Consider the following 17819-nt stretch of genomic DNA (forward strand, 5'->3'; position numbering starts at 1 on the left):
AGAAATAGCAGAGGCAGCCTGTCACGCAGGCTGCCTCTTGCAATTTCAAAACGATTGTTTATTTCTTGATTTTGAATCCGAGCGCTTGCGCGAGCTTATCCAACACTTGCGTGTTCTCATAAATGCCAGTGAACAGCTCAGCGTTTTGGCCCATTGCCGTAATTGGAATGTCTACAGCCGTATGACCGGAAGTCGTCCAATCAACGACGAAGTTCAGCTTGGAGTTCGCGATTGCGAATGGACCGTCTTCCTTGGAGATGCCGTCGCCGGATTCGTCGTCCGCGTTCACTTCCTCGATCGAGAAGCCGCCGGTTTCATGGTCAGCGAGCACAAGCACGAGCGTATCGGGGTTCTTTTTGGCAAAGTCTTTCGCAACTTGAACGGATTTATCCAGCTCTTGACCGGATTTAATCGTCATTTTCGCGTTGTTATGATGTGCGAATTCATCCGTGCCTTCTTCCTCGACCATCAGGAAGAAGCCTTTTTTGTTAGCGGAGAGCGTTTCGATCGCTTTCTTCGTCATCTCCGGGAGGGAAACGACCGGATTGTAAATGTCGCCTTCGCCTTCAGCACGCTGTTGGAACATCTCCTCGTTCGCGAAGAGGCCAAGCAGCTTGCCGCCTTTTGCTTTTTGCAGCTCGCTTTTGCTCGATACGAAGCTGTAACCTAATTTTTTAGCTTTGTCGACCAGATTGCCTTGCGTGCCTTTGCTTTTCTCGGACGGATCTTCAGCCGGCTGATCCTGGAATTTGCCCGGCGTGCCAGCAGGGTACCAGAAGTCTTCGCCGCCGCCGAGGATGACGTCGATTTTGCTTTGCGTCAGGAATTGCAGGGCGATATCGCTTTGCTTCGAACGGTCTTCCACATGCGCGCCGAATGCCGCGCCAGTCGCATCCGTCACTTGGCTCGTTGTCACAACGCCAGTCGATTTGCCTGCATCCTTGGCATATTCCATGATCGTTTTTACTGATTTCTTATCAGCGTCCATGCCGATAGCGCCATTGTATGTTTTCACGCCGCTAGCATAAGCCGTCGCAGAAGCAGCCGAGTCCGTTACAGGCACAGTCGAGCTTGTATGTATCAGTCCAGCGTAAGGCATGGAATCCATTGCAAGGCTGCCTTTCTCGCCTACCGTTGCCAGGCGAATGGCATCACGCTGTGCCATGCCCATGCCGTCGCCGACGAACAGGATAACATTTTTCGTTTGCTTGGTAGCTGCGTTCGCTTGCTCTGGGGCTTGTCCACCGATGCTTGCCGTAACGATCAGCGCAGTTGCCGCCGTCCCGAGAATGGCAGCCTTCATACCATGTTTTTTAACGAGTTTCACTATGATTCCTCCTCTATTAGGTTTCGAATCGATCATAGTTTACGAGTATTAGGGGATTGTTTTCGTGATATCGAGATAATGTTAAGGCGTTCGGAGGGCTCAATGGGGGTTAATTGTGACTGAAAGCCTTTACATTCCCCTCATTTGGGTATAGTATCCACATTATGCTTGCAAAAACCTTTGGGAGGGATGGATGGATGAGGAAGGCATTCGTAGGTTCATTATTGCTTAGCGTGTTATGTGCAGGGTGTTCATCGGCGAGCGAGGAAACGTTGAACGGTTCATCTGAGCAATCAACGGCTGGGACAGCGAATAAAGCGGGTTCCCACATCCAGCACATTCAAGTTGGCAGCCAGGTGCTTGGCCGGGATATGGCGGTTGACGTCTATTTGCCGCCAGGGTATTCCGATCAACAGCAATATCCGGTTCTGTACATGCTGCATGGATACGGTGGAAATGCGAGCACGTGGTTCGATTGGCTGGACTTGGACGGGGCTGCCGACCGGTTGATTCATGAAGGAAAGCTTCAACCAATCATCATCGTCAGTCCGGATATCGCGCGAAGCTTCGGCATCAATTCCATTCCGGGACAAGGCGTGAATCAGGGCGACGTGGATGAAGGGCTATATGAAACGTATTTGAACGAGGAGCTCGTTGCCTACATGGACAGCCATTACCGGACCCTCGCATCACGCGAAAGCCGTTATATCGGCGGATTTTCCATGGGCGGTTACGCAGCGTTGTACTTGGCAATGACGCATGTCGAGGATTATAGCAAAGCTGGCGGGCATAGCGCAGCCTTGTGGGATTATACGGACACGGATTTGTATACGGGGCAGAGGGATTGGTTGTATCCGACTGAAGAACTACGCAGGCTTCGCGATCCGATCTGGATGGCAAGCTACAAGGCTAAACCTCAGCAAGGGCTGGAGATGTATTTGGACGCAGGGGAATCCGATGAATTGGCTGAGAAGGACGAGAAGCTGTATGACGCGCTGAAAGCGGGCGGTTATAAGGTGGAATGGCATTTATCGGAAGGCGGACATGACATTAATTATTGGTCGAGCCAGCTGGACAACTACCTTTTATTCTATGCGAAAAAACGGTGAACCAGCCTATGTGCAAGTTTTGAATAAGCTCGATTCGACATTTTTCATAAGATTCAGATAGGATAAAAGTCCCTTATTAGATAACGTTAGTCAATTATCTATTATTTTATTTTCTTTGACAAAAGATGGAGCGCGATGATAGAATCCGAATCGAAATAACGATAAACTGATCGCAATGCATCGATTATTCGCAGCAATTGTCTGATTGCTCGAATTAAGCGGTTCGAGGAGGTGTTTGTGCAAACGTTTGCGCGAATTCGTAGACCCAATGAATCCATTCGTAAACGAAGCAAGCTAGAAACATACGAAAGATAAGCATGACCACTATCGAGAGGGGCGTTTAGAGATGAGTGAATTGGCAGAAAAAACGGTATTGGATTTTCGAGCAGATATTAACGGGTATTTGGACGGCTTGAAGGCAGTGCTCGACCAAATGGATTTGGACGAAATCAATACGGTCATGAGCAAGCTGGTGGAGGCCAACCGAAGACAGGGCTTTATTTATATTTTTGGCAATGGTGGAAGCGCTTCAACGGCGTCCCATTTCGTAAACGATTTTAACAAAGGCACAAGCGAGAACTTACGTACTAAATTCCGTTTTTACTGCTTGAACGATAGTGTTTCAACGGTGATGGCCATTGCCAACGACGTAGGCTATGAGCATATTTTCAAAATGCAGCTCGAAAACCTGTTGACGCCTAATGACATTGTCATCGGCATCTCGGGCAGCGGCAATTCGAAAAACGTCGTGGCAGCAATCGAATATGCGAATTCAGTCGGAGCGGAAACGATTGGATTGGTCGGCTATGACGGCGGCAAAGTCAAACAGCTGGCCGACTGCTCGATCCACGTACCGATTCACGATATGCAAAAGGTAGAGGATGTCCATATGATTATGGATCATCTCATGATGGGCATTTTGAAAGAGTATCTGGAGAGGTGCCAGGCATGATTATTAGCCAGACGCCGCTGCGCGTCAGCTTCTTCGGCGGCGGGACGGATTTGAAGGACTATTACGAGCTGCACGGCGGAGCAGTCACTAGCGTGACGATAGATAAGTACGTCTATGTGACCGTAAAACGCCGCTGCGACGACGAAATCGTGCTGAACTACGCCGAACGGGAGCAGGTAAGCAATGTCAGCGACATTCAGCATCCGATTTTTCGGGAGGCGCTTCGTATCGCCGGCATTGCGAAGGGAGTCGAAATTACGAGCGTTGCAGACATCCCTTCGCAAGGCAGCGGGCTTGGCTCCTCCAGCACGTTCACGGTCGGGTTGCTTAACGCTTTATTCGCGTATCAAGGACAATTAAAAAACGCACATGAGCTGGCAGAGCTGGCCTGCCATATCGAGATCGAGCTGCTGAGAGAGCCGATAGGTAAGCAGGACCAATATGCTGCCGCTTTCGGCGGCTTCAAGCAATATGTGTTTCAGCCGGATGGCACGGTCGATGTCGAATCGCTAGGCTTGTCGCTAGAGCAAGCTCGGCTGCTGCAGCGCAACGTATTGATGTTCTACACGGGCATCACGCGCAGAGCGTCGGCTGTACTAGGTGATCAGAAGGCAAATACCGGCGGCAATTTGAATCATCTGCATGCGCTGAAGGGGCTGTCCGAGCAAGGCAAAGGCAGCTTGGCAAGCTGCGACATTCCGTTGATTGGAGAGCTGCTCGACCGGAACTGGGAAAGCAAGAAGCAGCTGTCCGATAAGATTCACAATGAGGAAATCAACCGGATTTACGATCTGGGCAAACAAGCCGGCGCGTACGGCGGAAAGCTGCTTGGCGCTGGCGGAGGCGGGTTTTTCTTGTTCGTGTGTCCGCCGGACAAGCAGCAGGACGTCCGCAAGGCGCTTCGGGACTATAAGGAATTGCCGGTCACGTTCGATGCGTACGGCAGCCGCATTATTCTTAGCATGACCGACACTAGCGGTTTTTTGCAGTATCAGGAAGCGGACGCGCTTGCAACAGTCGGTTAACAATCGCAGCATCGGCCATCCGGCAGCAGGCAGCTATGCCCGTCGCCGGATGTTCGTTTATACACATGACTGTGGGACAGTTGCTGCGGAAAGGACAGCGAAATGGATGATGAGGTGAAAAGTGTAGTTAAAACGAGACGCGTACTGGCCTACATCCTCTCCCTATGCAAGCCTTACCCGTTTGAGATTGGGATATGTTTTCTGGGAGCGGTATGCGGCACGTTTTTCGATCTGATCCAAGCCCGATATTTGAAGGATGTCGTGGATCAGGCGCTTGCAGGCGACAGACGCGGTTTCCAGATGGCGGTTGCCGCCATCGTCGTTATTTTGCTGGCAGGCTGCGCGTTCCGGTATGCCATCAAATATTTTTCGGGGCATCTCGGCATTCGGATCGTGCAGGATATTCGGCGCCAGCTGGCCTACCGGATTGGGCGGCTTCCGTCTTCGTATCTGGATAACGCGCATTCCGGCGATATCGTTGCCCGTTTGAACAATGACGTTGGCTCGATCGCGGGGTTTGCCGAGTGGCAGCTGGTGAATTTGATTTATTCGCCGCTCGTTATTATTGGCGTCATGTCCTATCTGCTTATTTTTAATTGGAAGCTGCTGCTTGCCAGCATGATCCTGCTGCCCGCAGCGATGTTCGCTTCGCGAAAGCTGGGCAAGGCCATCAGTAAATATGCGATCCAGCTGCAGAGAAGCTTTGCAGACTATAACGCCGTTATTCAAGACGCAACCGCGGGTATCGTAACCGTCAAAGCGTTTCGGCTGGAGCCTGTCTTATTTGCCAAAATGCAGCGCGTGACGGAACGTATACGCGATCTTCAACGGAAGACGGATTGGCGATGCCTTTTCATTGCGCCGGTATCGATGGTCCTGCAAGTCGCGCCGCAAATGAGCTGCGTGCTGTACGGCGGATATTTGACGACGACGGGCCAGCTGACGCCGGGGGAGCTGCTGACCTTTACGTATTTGCTCGGATTTGTAACGGGACCGTTATCCGGCTTGCCGAGTCTAATCGTGAACGTCAGAGTTACGTTGGAATCAGCGAAGCGGGTCGTTGAGCTGGTCGATGAACCTGAAGAGCGAAGCGGGGGCGACGTTTATGTGCTCCAGGATGGGGCTGCGCCCGTCCGTTTCGACGGCGTTCGCTTCGCTTATGAGGATCGCGAGCTGGTCCTGCATGATTTTGAAGCGGAGCTAAAGGCGAATGCGATGACGGCCATCGTAGGACCGAGCGGCTGCGGCAAGAGCACCGTTGTCAAGCTGTTATGCGGCTTCGATGAACGGTACGAGGGCTCGATTTCCTTGTTTGGCGGAGAGCTTAAGCGTTGGGATATGAAGGAAGCGCGGGCGCAAATTGCGATCGTTTCGCAGTTTTCCTATTTGTTTCCGGCTTCTGTCCATGACAATATCGCTTACGGCAATTTAAGCGCGACCAGAGAAGAAGTGGTCGAAGCCGCCCGAATGGCGAACGCCGACGGCTTTATTCAAGCTTGGCCCGATGGGTATGAGACGATTGTGGGCGAACGCGGCGCCTCATTGTCGGGCGGGCAGCGACAGCGGATTGCGATTGCTCGGGCATTGCTGAAGAACGCGCCTATTCTCGTGTTGGATGAGCCAACCTCAGCCTTGGATGCCCAAGCCGAAGCGGAGGTTCAAGCTGTGCTGGAGCAGCTCGTGCGAAGCCGAACCGTGCTTGTCATTGCGCATCGACTGTCTACGATCCGAGAAGCGGATGAAATTATCGTCATGGCGGAAGGGAAAGTGGCGGATCGGGGAACCCATCTGGAGCTGATGGCGCGCAACGTTTGGTATCGCGATATGTGCAGGAGGCAGCAAGCAGGGACCGAGGTGGGAGAGGCGGTATGATCATTACGCAATATTGGAAGGAATTCGTGCGCGTGATGGCCTATATGAAGCCTCGCGCATGGGATTACGGGATCGGAATCGTTGGCAATAACGCAATTGCAGCAATTGGACTCAATATTTTGATGGCATTTATGTATAAAGACATCGTGAACGCGGCTGTTCAAGGGGATGGCGCGATGCTAATTCGGTCGGTTGCTTCGGCAGTCGGCATATTAGCGGTATCGAGCTTCGCCTGCACGTTCTTGACCTATCGATACAACACGTGCATCCGGTATACGATGACCGACATTCGGCAGCAGGCGTTTCGGCATGTCGAGAAGCTGCCATTAAGCCGGTTCGAGAAAACGCATAGCGGCGAGCTTCTGTCCAGACTGACGAACGATCTGAATACCGTCGAGCATTTGTATGCGGATTCGCTCGGCGGATTAGTTTATGCCGTCGTTGTCGGCGTGGGGGCGATGATCGCCATGTTCGCCTTGAATGTGCCGATCGCGCTGTTCGCTATCGGGCTCGGCATCGTAACGTTTTTGTTGAACACGGCTTTCGCGGGCTCGTTCCGAAGGATAAACGATGATATTCAGCGTGGCGCTGGCAAGATGACGCAGGCGTTGTCTGATGTGCTGGCTGGCATGCCGATCGTCAAAATGTTCGCGCTCGACCGCATCATCATCCGCAAATACGATGACACCAATGCGAATGTAGCGAATCTGAGCATCAAGCGCGTACGCAAATACGCGGTGCTCGATATCGTCAATTCCATAATGGGCAGCCTCAGCTTCGTCGGCATCGTCATTATCGGTGGCGTGATGGCGCTCAACAAAGGCACGGATTTCGGCACCGTCATGGCGTTTGTAAAGCTGCAGGGCAATATCGGATTTCTATTCATGCAAGCAGGCAATCTCATGAATGATGTGCAGCGCGTGCTATCGGGCGCAAGCAGGGTGTTCGAGCTGCTGGATACGGATACGGAGCAAGAAAGCCATTCGGAGCGCCTGCCGGAAAACGGGCTTTATGCAATCGAATTAAACAATATGCGGTTCGAATACGCAGCTGGGCTGCCCGTCTTGAATGGGCTCAATCTTCAAATCCGCAGCGGACAGACTGTAGCGCTCGTTGGCCCGAGCGGTAGCGGCAAAAGCACGATCGCCAAGCTGCTGCTTGGCTTGTATCCATCTGCGGAAGGCTCGGTTCGCTACTGGGGAAGGGATGCCTCGGTCTACAGCTTAACCCAAATCAGAGAGATGATAGCATATGTGCCGCAGGATGCCTATTTGTTTGACGGTACGATCGAGGAAAATATCGGCTACGGCAATCTTGTTAAGGACAAGAACAAGCGGGATCGGATCATGGGGGCGGCAGCTGCGGCGAATGCGCATGCTTTTATTTCGAAAGAGCCGGACGGCTACGCGACGGAAATCGGCGAAGCTGGGGCGCGATTGTCAGGCGGGCAGAAGCAGCGGGTGTCGATTGCGCGGGCGCTGTTGGCGGATGCGCCGATTTTGCTCATGGACGAGCCAACCTCCGCGTTGGATGCGGACTCGGAAAGACAGATCGAGGAGGCGCTTCGCGAGCTGAGAGAAACGCGCAAGGAGCAGACGGTTATCATCATTGCGCATCGGCTTTCAACAATTGAGCATGCGGACCGCATCTTCGTGATGGAGCACGGACAGGTCATTGAAGAGGGGGATCATAACGAGCTCATGCAGCAACGAGGATTGTACGAGCAATTATACCGGCTTCAATGTCAAGCTGCGGCAGGTTAAGGGGGAGCATGATGAGCAAGGCTATTTTATTTGCTGCGGGCTATGTAGATCCAAACGGCATCGAAACATGCAATACGCAGTTCATGAGCAAGATGCAAGACAAAGGGCTAACGGTCGGCGCAATCGTGCCTTTGCACCGATTGAACGGCGACGCATCCGAAGGGGCGAATGGACGCATTTTGGCGGTCATCGAGGTGGCGATGCCTTATCGCACCGTTCAAACCGTCATTCGCCGAACGGAACGGTCCGGCATTCCATTTTATTGGATCGATGCGCCGACGTATTTCGATCGGCCGAATCGATTCGGCGAGCTGGATGATGCCGAGCGTTATCTCTTTTGGTGCAAAGCGGTAGTACAAGCGCTGCCAGCTCTCGATATGATGCCGGATTTGATCCATTGCCAGGACTGGCCATCCGCGTTTATTCCGTTTTTGCTGGCACATCGGTATCGTTCGATTACCGCTTATAAAGCGATACGCACGATGTATACGTTCCATTCCATTGGCAATCAAGGCATCTTCGATCAGGAAAATTGCTGGAATGCCGGGTTGTTCATTGAGGAGCTGCAGGAATTCGGACTGGATTATTACGAGCAATTGAATTTTATGCAGGCAGGCTTACGGTATGCGGACGCGATTACGACGGTCAGCCCGCAATATGCCCGGGAGATCGCTACAGAAATGTGCGGGATGACGATGGAGCAGTTGATTGCCGATAAGCAGGAGCAGCTATACGGAATCGTCAACGGGATCGACCATGAAACGTTTGACCCGGCGACGGATCAGCAAATCGCAGCGAACTATAAGGTTGACCATCTAGCCGGCAAGAGCATGAATAAAGCGGCGCTTCAGCTGGAGCTCGGCTTGCCGCAGCGGGCTGACGTCCCCGTTCTACTGTTCCATTCTGCTTTCAGCAGCGAGAAGGGAGCGGATATGCTGCGATATGGCCTGCCTGATTTGCTGAAAAGCGATTTGCAGCTCATTGTCCTGCATGCCGGGCCTGATAGCTGTGGCTTCGAGGAGGCGCCATTCGCACGCTTCTTCGCGGAGGCTGCGCAATCGAATGAGTCAAAGTTCCGGTTTCACCCGTATGATGCCAAGCGGAAGCGCCGATTGTTCGCTGGCGCGGATATGCTCTTGATGCCGTCTGCTTCCGAGCCATGCGGGTTCGAGCAGCAGCTTGCGATGCGCTACGGGACCGTGCCGATTGTACGGTCTGTCGGTGGGCTGGCAGATACGGTTATTCCATATAGTGAAAATCCAGCTGATGCAACAGGCTTTGCCTTCCATTATGCCAATGAGAAGGTGATGCTTCATGCGGTTCGCCAAGCGATCGGGCTCTACAACAGCAAAGAGCAATGGGAGAAGCTCATCCGCAACGGGATGAAGCGCCACTACAGCATTGACGATACAGTCGATGCTTATTGGAACGTCTATCGCAAGCTGATCGGTGACTCTATAGGCATGGCAGCATCTTCGCATGGAAACGAGGGTTATCAACGATGAGTCGCAATATCTTGTTCGTTACTTCACAAATGTATCCATTCGTCACAGGTACGATGGGTATTTTCAATTATTCGCTGCCCAAAAAGCTCGCAGAGCTCGGCTGGGATGCTCGGGTTATCGTCCCGCGCATTCGCAACGTCCATCGCGATTATCCCGAGATAACCGAGGAGGTCGCCCAGCTCTTTCTTCCGATGGGAGAGCGGCTGATTGCATGCCGAGTCGTATCATGCTTGGTCGATAGCGTTACGGTCTATTTAATCGACGCACCTGATTATTTTGATCGGCCTAATCTGTATGGTTACGAGGATGAGGCGGAGCGTTTCGGCCTGTTCTGCAAAGCGGTGCTGGCTGCGCTGCCTTTATTGGCTTTTAAGCCGCAGCTGCTTCATTTGCAGGATTGGCATACGGGACTCATCCCGATGCTGATGGAAACGAAGCATGCCGGCGATCCGTTTTACGAGGACATTCAAACGCTATTAACGATCCATAACCTTGGCTACCAAGGCATATTCGACCGCGATTATGCGGCGCTGCTTGACCTTCAATGGGAGGATTGGGTAGATAGCGGCGCAGCCTATTATGACCAAATCAATTTTATGAAAGCGGGCATTTTGCACGCCGATGCAATTACGACGGTCAGCCCTTCCTATGCTAAGGAAATCGCGACCAAGCAATACGGCTCGACGCTGGAGGAGGCGATTCAGTCGCGAAGCGAGCATCTATTCGGCGTCTTATGCGGGCTTGATTTGCAAATTAACGATCCTTCGACCGATTCACGCCTTCACGTGACGTACGATGCGGATACCTTAGAACGCAAGGCAATGAATAAAGCGGCTTTGCAGCAGGCGCTCGGATTTCCGATTCGGGCGGAAATTCCGGTGCTGTCGTTGTTTTCCCGGCTCAAAACGGAGAAGGGGCTTGACCTGGTCGTCAATGCGATGGACGATCTCATGCGAATGGATGTCCAGTTCGTCATCGTGTCGAACGGCGATGATATTTACGAGGATTTTTTCCGCGAAGCGGCATTGCGGTATCCGGATCGGTTTGCATTCGTGCTTTATGATAACGATTTTGCCTACCAAGCGTACGCTGGCTCCGACATGTTCCTGATGCCCTCCGGCTATGAGCCATGCGGCATTGGGCAATTAATTGCGCTGCGGTACGGGGCTGTTCCAATCGTGCGGCAAGTCGGGGGATTGAGCGACAGCATCCAACCGTTCGACGAGCAGACGGGCGAGGGCAACGGGTTCGTGTTCAAGCCCTATTTTGCCAAAGTGATGCTGTATACGATTCGCAAAGCGATTGAAGCCTTTCACCGACCGGACAGCTGGCGGACCGTCGTCCAGAACGGGATGCGGGAAGATCACAGCTGGAATAAGTATACGAAGCAATATGCAGACGTCTATGAGAGGGTGTTGAATCGATGAAAGCTGTCATTATGGCAGGGGGCAAAGGGACCCGTCTGGGACAACGTACCCTGGATTTGCCGAAGCCGCTCGTCCCAGTTAACGGGAAGCCCGTGCTGGAGCATCAAATCGATAACTTTGCCCGATACGGAATCACGGAGATTTGGGTTGTTATCGGGCATCTTGGGGAGCAGATCGAGCAGCATTTGGGGGATGGCTCGCAATATGGCGTGAGCATCCGATACATACGCGAGGATCGGCCGCTCGGGACGGCGGGTGCGCTGCATGGCATGCAGGAGACGCTTGGCGAATCGTTCGTGCTTGCGTATGGCGATGTTGTATTTGATGTGAATTTGGGCCAAATGATCGACTATCATCTCGCGCATCATTGGCTGGGAACGCTCGCCGTGCATCCGAACAACCATCCTTACGACAGCGATGTGCTGAAGGTCGGGGTCGACGGCACTGTGCAAGCGATCTATCCCAAAAACGAAAAGCGCGATTTCGATTATCGCAACTGCGTCAATGCCGGATTATTCGTGCTGCGAAGCAGCCTGATTGCTGCTATTGCGCCGGATGCGAAGCAGGATCTAGAGAAGGATGTACTGACGCATCTCATCGCGGAGGGAGCGATCGGCGCTTACAAAACGACGGAATATATGAAGGATATGGGGACGCCTGATCGGTTCGACAAGGTGCAGGCGCATATGGAGCAGGGCGTCGTGCATGCCAAAAACTTATCCCAGAAGCAAAAGGCGATATTCCTTGACCGCGACGGCACGATTAACCGGTATGTCGGGCTCGTGACGAATCCGGATGCGCTGGAGCTGGAAACTTTCGTCATCGATGCGCTGAAGCGAATCAATGATTCGTCGTTCCTTTGCATTGTCGTTACGAACCAGCCGGTCGTAGCACGGAATCTATGCACGGAGGAAGAGGTCGACCGCATTCACGATCGGATGGAGACGCTGCTGGGCAATGAAGGCGCGTATGTGGACGATATTTTATATTGTCCCCATCATCCAGACAGAGGCTATCCGGAGGAAAATAAAGCGTATAAAATCGCATGCAGTTGCCGCAAGCCTGGCATCGGCATGGTCTTGGAGGCCGCAGGCCGATATAACATCGATCTGTCCGCTTCCTATTTCATAGGCGATACGACCGTGGATATCCAAACCGGCTACAATGCGCAAACGACGACGATTCTGGTCGGCACGGGTCTAGGCGGCTCGGACGATAAGTATGCGATCGGGCCGGATTATACGGCCCAGCATCTGCTGGAGGCAGTGGACGGCATTTTGTCGGGCGCCTTCCAACCAAGGAGCGAAAGAAAATATGTCGAGCATAGCTGAGCTATTATTGCAAACGAATGCCGCGGAGCAGTGGAAGCGAATCGGAACGGAGCGCAGAGTCGGCGTTCTAATGCCGCTTTCCAGCCTTTATTCGAGCCGCAGCGCAGGCGTTGGCGATTTTGAAGATTTGAAGCTGGCAGCGGATTGGTGCGCACGAACGGGCCATACCATTTTGCAGCTGCTGCCGCTTAACGATTATTACCATTCGCCTTATTCAACCTTCAGCTTGTTCGCGCTTGACCCGATGTATACGGCGCTTGATCGGCTGATTGGCGTGCCGCCAAGCGAGATAGCGCCTGAGATCGAAGCGATTCGCGAACGATTTCCAACCGGGCTAGGCTGCATCGATTATGACGTCAAGCAGGCGAAGCTCGATGCGCTGTATGCCGTTTTCACGAGGCTGGACAATGCTGAAGATCACATGGCTTACCAGGACTTCGCAGCGGAAAACCGTGATTGGCTCGACGATTATGCCCTGTATACGGCGTTGAAATACGATTATTCCCCTTTCAGCTGGGAGCAGTGGGAACCGGAATATCGCGATGCGGAGCCATCGACGATGCTGGCGTTTACAGCGGCGAATGATGTGAGAATCCGTTTCGTGAAATGGCTGCAATGGCAGTTATATGAGCAGTTGAAAGCTGCCAAGCAGCATGCGAATGCGATCGATGTACAGCTCATGGGCGATCTGTTCTATATCGTTTCCCGCGATAGCGCAGACGTATGGAAACGAAGAGAATGCTTCTGGCTCGATCTCGTGCCAGGCCTGCCTCCGGAGCCTGCGCATATGCAAGGCCAAAGGTGGGGCGACCAGCCGGTTTATCACTGGGATACGGTGACGGAAGCGGGCGGGCTGATGGAACGGCGCCTGCAATATTGCGAGCATTTTTATAACATTGCCCGGTTAGACACGGTATCCGCCTTATTCAAAATGTGGTACATCCCGCGATCGGCGCCGGATGAACTGCAGGGCGTTCCGGGCTTCTATTATCCGGATTCGTGCGGCGACTTCTCGCAGCGTGGACGGGATGCGCTTACTAAACTGCAGAGCTTCACCAGCATGCTGCTTTGTGCAGAAAACCTGTCTCCCGCATGCCTGGTCTATACGCCAGTCATTCGAGAGCTCGGCGTGCCGCCGATTAATTTCCAGCGCTGGGACAAGGATTGGGATGTCAGACATGATTTCATTCCGCCGAATGAGCTGCATCCGGTCACGATCTTCACGTTATCCAATCATGATACATCGTTATGGGCCGATTGGTGGGAGCGGGAAGCCGGTACGATTGACGCTTCGAAGCTCGAGAGCTTTTGCGAGCAGCATCAGCTGGACGCCGCTCGTATTCAGCGTCGATTGTTCGACGCGACGCGTTCCTCGGCAGGCAAATTGCGTTGGCGAGATACCGTGTCCACCCCGAAAAAGCTTGCTGAGTTAGTCGGTTTGCCGATGGAGCATATCGGCGCGTTCATTCACGATTACCGCAATAGCTACGGCGAGAAAGAAAAGCTTTGGGCACAGATGAAACTCCAAGGGCCGATGCGCGAGAAGGCGGATCGCGAAATCATACAGAGCGCAATTGAACTCATCTTCTCCTCCAACGCGGTTTGGTCGATCGTCTCTATGCTGGATTACCTCTGCATGCTTGCGATCATCGACGGCGATTACGATCAGTATCGGCTGAATCGGCCTGGGACGGAGCGAGGCCGTAACTGGACGCTGGCGCTTCCTGTTCCGCTTGAAGCTTTATTAGAAGAAAAGCATTGCAGTTCGATAAGGCAAATGATCGGGGCGGTGGCTGTGTCATGAACAGAGCAATTAAGCAGTTAGAGAGAAAAACAGGCGTGTTCGCGCCTTTGTTTTCCGTTCATTCCTCACGAAGCGCCGGCGTAGGCGACTTCGAGGATCTGAAGCGCGTTGTCGACTGGTGCGCCTTAACCGGCCAGTCGATTATTCAGCTGCTGCCGATGAACGATCGTTTGACATCGGTTTATGCGCCATCCAGCTTATTCGCGTTGGAGCCGCAATATATGGCGATGGAGCGACTTATCGGCGTTGATCAGCATGTCGCTGAATTCGCGGCAGCGGCAGTTAGGCGGCAATATCCGGCGGGTCAAGGCTACGTAGATTATGCGGTAAAAGGCGAGAAGCTCAAGTGGCTTTACGAGCTGTTCGCTGCGATTGAAGAGCCGCTGCCCGAGGCGTATTTTGCATTCATCCATGAGCAAAGGGAATGGCTTCATGATTACGCGCTGTACAAGACGATCAAGCGCGAGCATTCCGAGGATCGCTGGGAGTATTGGGATGAGCCGCTCAGAGATCGGCATCCCGAAGCGCTCGCGGCGTTCGAGCGGAAGCATGAGAAGCGTCTTCAATTTTTCAAGTGGCTGCAATGGCAGTTGTTTGAGCAGTTCCGTGAAGCGAGAGCGTACGCCGAGTCACGCGGCGTCAGCTTAATGGGCGATTTTTTCTACATCGTCATGAGCGATAGCGTCGATACGTGGGCAAGCCGCGAGATGTTCCAATTGGATCGCTGTCCGGGCTTGCCGCCGGAGCCGGGCAGTCCGCGAGGGCAGCGATGGGATGACCAGCCGGTGTATAACTGGAAGCGGATGCAGGAGGATGGCTACCGGTTTCTAACCCGGCGGGTCACGTATCAGGAAAATTTCTTCCACATTCTGCGAATTGATCATATATCGTCCTTCTTCCGCGTGTGGAGCATTCCAGCGAACGAGCCGTGGGAAACGCTTGGCCTGAACGGGCGATATGAGCCTTCCACCTATTCGGAATGGGAAGAGCAAGGGAGAGCGATGCTCGAAGCGATGCGGCAGGGGACATCCATGATGTTTTGTGCGGAAAATCTCGGTCCATTCACGACGTTCTTCACGCCAGTCGTTCGCGACCTAGGCATTCCGATCATTAACTTCCAGCGCTGGGAGAAGGATTATGACGGGACCTGCAAATTTAAAGCGCTGCAAGACTACGACGAATTGACGATGATTACCTTGTCCAATCATGACACCTCCTGCTGGACCGATTGGTGGGAAAACGAGGCGGGGACGGTCGAGGACAGCTGGTTCCGGGAATATTGCGGTTATCTTGAGCTGCACTATGAGACCGTTCGGGACAAGCTATTTAATCTGGAGCAGTCCGCAAGCGGCAAGCTGCGATGGCGGGATGATGTCGATACGGTGGACATTATGCTTGAACGTATTCAGCGGCATGCCTTCCAAGTGGCGGGGCTGATCCATCGTTATCACTGCACATTTCAAGAACGAGAGCAGCTAGCCAGCCAAGTGCTGGCGGGAATCGCCGATCCAGCGGAAACGGATAGCCGGCGAATGCTGCAAGCGGCGATGATCGGCGCGATGCGGTCGAACGCTGTATTTTGTGCCCATTCGATCATCGACTGGTTGGCTGTGCTCGGCTTAGTCGAGAAGGAGGCGGCAGCCGAGATGCGCATTAGCCGCCCGGGCATCGCGGATGTGAAGGATTGGTCGCTGACGATCCCGATTCCGATTGAGAAGCTGCTGGAGGATGCGGTAGTCGCGGAAGCGAGGCGGATTGTAGAGGCGGGGCGAGTAAGCCAAGTGGAGAGCGTGAGCTAGTCGCTATCTAGGCTATTACATTATTTAGAAATAACTTGTAAATAATCAAACCATTGTGTAAAATCTTCATCAGAATGAACCTGTGTGTTACTGGCGCGAACATGGTGAACCATGAGGGAGCGCACAGGATAACAGCCGTACGCCTGGGCAAAGTATTCGGACTTTCAGTCTGAATACTTTTTTTATTTTCGGAGAGGGGTTTTTGAGATGGAAGAAGTGAAATTGCGCTATGGCATGAATCCACATCAAAAAAACGCGAAGATGTACGCCGGAGAAAGTCTGCCCATTAAGATTCTAAATGGCGACGCCAGTTACATTAACCTGCTGGATGCATTAAATGCGTTCCAGCTTGTGCGAGAGCTGAGGACAAGCACGGGTCAACCGGCAGCGGCCTCTTTCAAGCATGTAAGCCCAGCTGGAGCAGCGGTATATTCTCCGTTGTGCGACTCGCTTACGAAAGCTTATTTTGTGGAAGGCTTATCGTTATCTCCACTGGCTACCGCTTACGCGAGGGCGAGAGGCGCGGACCGAATGTCCTCCTTCGGCGACTGCGCGGCTTTTAGCGACAAGGTGGATGTATCGGTAGCGAATTTGCTGAAAAAAGAAGTGTCCGACCTCATTGTTGCGCCAGGCTACGACGAGGATGCACTGCTCCTTCTAAAGCAGAAAAAGAACGGCAATTATCTGATTATAGAAATCGACCCTGCCTATCGGCCAAACCCAATTGAACAAAGATCCGTGTTCGGCATTACGATGGAGCAAGAACGAAATGCAGCGGAAATCACGGACGATATTTTTGCTACTCTTGTAACGGAACAACGAGCATTGCCTGATAACGCGAAGAGGGATCTGCTGGTTGCGATGATTACGCTCAAATACACGCAATCCAACTCCGTTTGTTTTGCGCTGGACGGTCAAACGATTGGGATTGGCGCAGGGCAGCAATCACGGATTCACTGCACTCGCCTTGCCGCCGGCAAAGCGGACAATTGGCGGTTGCGCCAGCATCCCATTGTTCAGCGAATGATGTTCCGTTCTGGATTATCTCGTGCGGAAATAAACAATGCGATTGATGGCTGGACGAATGAGGATTTTACGCTTGCTGAAGAAAAGCAATGGAGACGATATTTTGAGGTGGTGCCAGAGAGGCTGACGAAAGAGGAGAAACAACATTGGCTGGCAGGGCTGAGAGAGGTTTCGTATGCTTCCGACGCTTTTCTGCCTTTCCGCGATAATATTGATCGAGCTGCGCAGAGCGGCGTTCGGTATGTCGTGCAAGCCGGAAATTCGCTCCGAGATGAGCAGGTGATAGAGGCCGCTAACGAATATGGAATGGTAATGGCTTATTCGAATATTCGGTTATTTCATCATTAAAACATGTTGATTCACCGGATAATCAGAAAGGGCAGCCAGATGATCTGACTGCCTTTTTTCAATGGAATACTATGTTATTATGTTCTGATTAGCAACCTAACCTTCATACGACAGACAGCCCGCGATAACCATGCCGACCGCGACAGAAATGACGAGAATCAGCAGACCAACCGCGATATTGTTGTTATCAACGGCAGACACGATCGTCACCTTGACGTGCGTCATTTTACCAACCAGAATCGAAATGCCCTCCGCAATATAGAAGAGGACGATGAGCGCCACGATTCCGATTAAGCCCCAGATCAGCATATCCGACAGGGACACCGAGTTTTCCGCCGCTGCGCGTACGACGATGGCAAGCCCAATCAGCCTTCCGCCCAACGAAAGCGCCGCCGATACATTTCCTTTGAAAATTAATGCAAACTCTTTATTTTTCGTCGTAATTTCGAATAGGAACAGACCTACGATCAGAATCGCGAACCCTACCAATGCATAAGAAATGAAATCCACATACAAATTATCGCTCATTGC

At 52.6% G+C, this 17819-nt stretch carries 13 protein-coding genes and 1 riboswitch; of the genes, 11 read left to right on the plus strand and 2 right to left on the minus strand.

Annotation, left to right across the window (positions count from 1 at the left end; all coding sequences use genetic code 11):
- Nucleotides 1-58 precede the first annotated feature (58 nt).
- Complete coding sequence (locus tag PAECUDRAFT_RS03510; RefSeq protein ID WP_040711563.1) at nt 59-1303, minus strand: alkaline phosphatase; 1245 nt, start codon at nt 1301-1303, stop codon at nt 59-61.
- Between the two features lie 221 nt (nt 1304-1524).
- On the opposite strand from PAECUDRAFT_RS03510, the gene PAECUDRAFT_RS03515 reads away from it, so the two are divergent.
- The 11 genes from PAECUDRAFT_RS03515 to PAECUDRAFT_RS03565 all read left to right on the plus strand — a co-directional run bounded on the left by PAECUDRAFT_RS03515 (nt 1525) and on the right by PAECUDRAFT_RS03565 (nt 17288).
- Nucleotides 1525-2436, plus strand: a complete 912-nt coding sequence (locus PAECUDRAFT_RS03515; RefSeq protein WP_006036722.1) for an alpha/beta hydrolase — start codon at nt 1525-1527, stop codon at nt 2434-2436.
- 346 nt (nt 2437-2782) lie between these two features.
- Nucleotides 2783-3388 carry an SIS domain-containing protein gene (locus PAECUDRAFT_RS03520; protein ID WP_006036723.1) on the plus strand — a complete coding sequence of 202 codons (606 nt, stop codon included), beginning with the start codon at nt 2783-2785 and terminating at the stop codon, nt 3386-3388.
- Nucleotides 3385-4413 carry a GHMP family kinase ATP-binding protein gene (locus PAECUDRAFT_RS03525; RefSeq protein ID WP_006036724.1) on the plus strand — a complete coding sequence of 343 codons (1029 nt, stop codon included), beginning with the start codon at nt 3385-3387 and terminating at the stop codon, nt 4411-4413. The genes PAECUDRAFT_RS03520 and PAECUDRAFT_RS03525 overlap by 4 nt, the downstream gene beginning before the upstream one ends.
- Before the next feature lie 114 nt (nt 4414-4527).
- The gene (locus PAECUDRAFT_RS03530; RefSeq protein ID WP_158306228.1) at nt 4528-6285 is read left to right on the plus strand and encodes an ABC transporter ATP-binding protein; all 1758 of its coding nucleotides are present in this window, start codon (nt 4528-4530) and stop codon (nt 6283-6285) included.
- Complete coding sequence (locus PAECUDRAFT_RS03535; RefSeq protein ID WP_006036726.1) at nt 6282-8048, plus strand: ABC transporter ATP-binding protein; 1767 nt, start codon at nt 6282-6284, stop codon at nt 8046-8048. Before PAECUDRAFT_RS03530 ends, PAECUDRAFT_RS03535 begins: the two co-directional genes overlap by 4 nt.
- Nucleotides 8049-8056: 8 nt before the next feature.
- Nucleotides 8057-9553: a glycogen synthase gene (locus tag PAECUDRAFT_RS03540; RefSeq protein ID WP_199558715.1), complete on the plus strand. Its 1497-nt coding sequence runs from the start codon at nt 8057-8059 to the stop codon at nt 9551-9553.
- Nucleotides 9550-10980, plus strand: coding sequence for a glycogen synthase (locus tag PAECUDRAFT_RS03545; RefSeq protein WP_006036728.1), 1431 nt, complete (start codon nt 9550-9552; stop codon nt 10978-10980). The genes PAECUDRAFT_RS03540 and PAECUDRAFT_RS03545 overlap by 4 nt, the downstream gene beginning before the upstream one ends.
- Nucleotides 10977-12311, plus strand: a complete 1335-nt coding sequence (locus PAECUDRAFT_RS03550) for an HAD-IIIA family hydrolase (protein ID WP_006036729.1) — start codon at nt 10977-10979, stop codon at nt 12309-12311. Before PAECUDRAFT_RS03545 ends, PAECUDRAFT_RS03550 begins: the two co-directional genes overlap by 4 nt.
- Nucleotides 12295-14115, plus strand: coding sequence for a 4-alpha-glucanotransferase (locus PAECUDRAFT_RS03555; protein ID WP_006036730.1), 1821 nt, complete (start codon nt 12295-12297; stop codon nt 14113-14115). Before PAECUDRAFT_RS03550 ends, PAECUDRAFT_RS03555 begins: the two co-directional genes overlap by 17 nt.
- The gene (locus PAECUDRAFT_RS03560; RefSeq protein ID WP_006036731.1) at nt 14112-15914 is read left to right on the plus strand and encodes a 4-alpha-glucanotransferase; all 1803 of its coding nucleotides are present in this window, start codon (nt 14112-14114) and stop codon (nt 15912-15914) included. Before PAECUDRAFT_RS03555 ends, PAECUDRAFT_RS03560 begins: the two co-directional genes overlap by 4 nt.
- Nucleotides 15915-15990: 76 nt before the next feature.
- Nucleotides 15991-16070: riboswitch (ZMP/ZTP riboswitch) on the plus strand.
- A 51-nt stretch (nt 16071-16121) separates the two neighbouring features.
- Complete coding sequence (locus PAECUDRAFT_RS03565) at nt 16122-17288, plus strand: phosphoribosylaminoimidazolecarboxamide formyltransferase (protein ID WP_006036732.1); 1167 nt, start codon at nt 16122-16124, stop codon at nt 17286-17288.
- A gap of 96 nt (nt 17289-17384) precedes the next feature.
- Here the strand turns inward: PAECUDRAFT_RS03565 and PAECUDRAFT_RS03570 are convergent, their stop codons facing one another.
- Entirely contained in the window at nt 17385-17816 is a 432-nt protein-coding gene (locus tag PAECUDRAFT_RS03570; protein WP_006036733.1) for a DUF350 domain-containing protein, read from the minus strand.
- Nucleotides 17817-17819 lie beyond the last annotated feature (3 nt).

This window comes from Paenibacillus curdlanolyticus YK9 (assembly GCF_000179615.1).
GTDB lineage: Bacteria > Bacillota > Bacilli > Paenibacillales > Paenibacillaceae > Paenibacillus_T > Paenibacillus_T curdlanolyticus.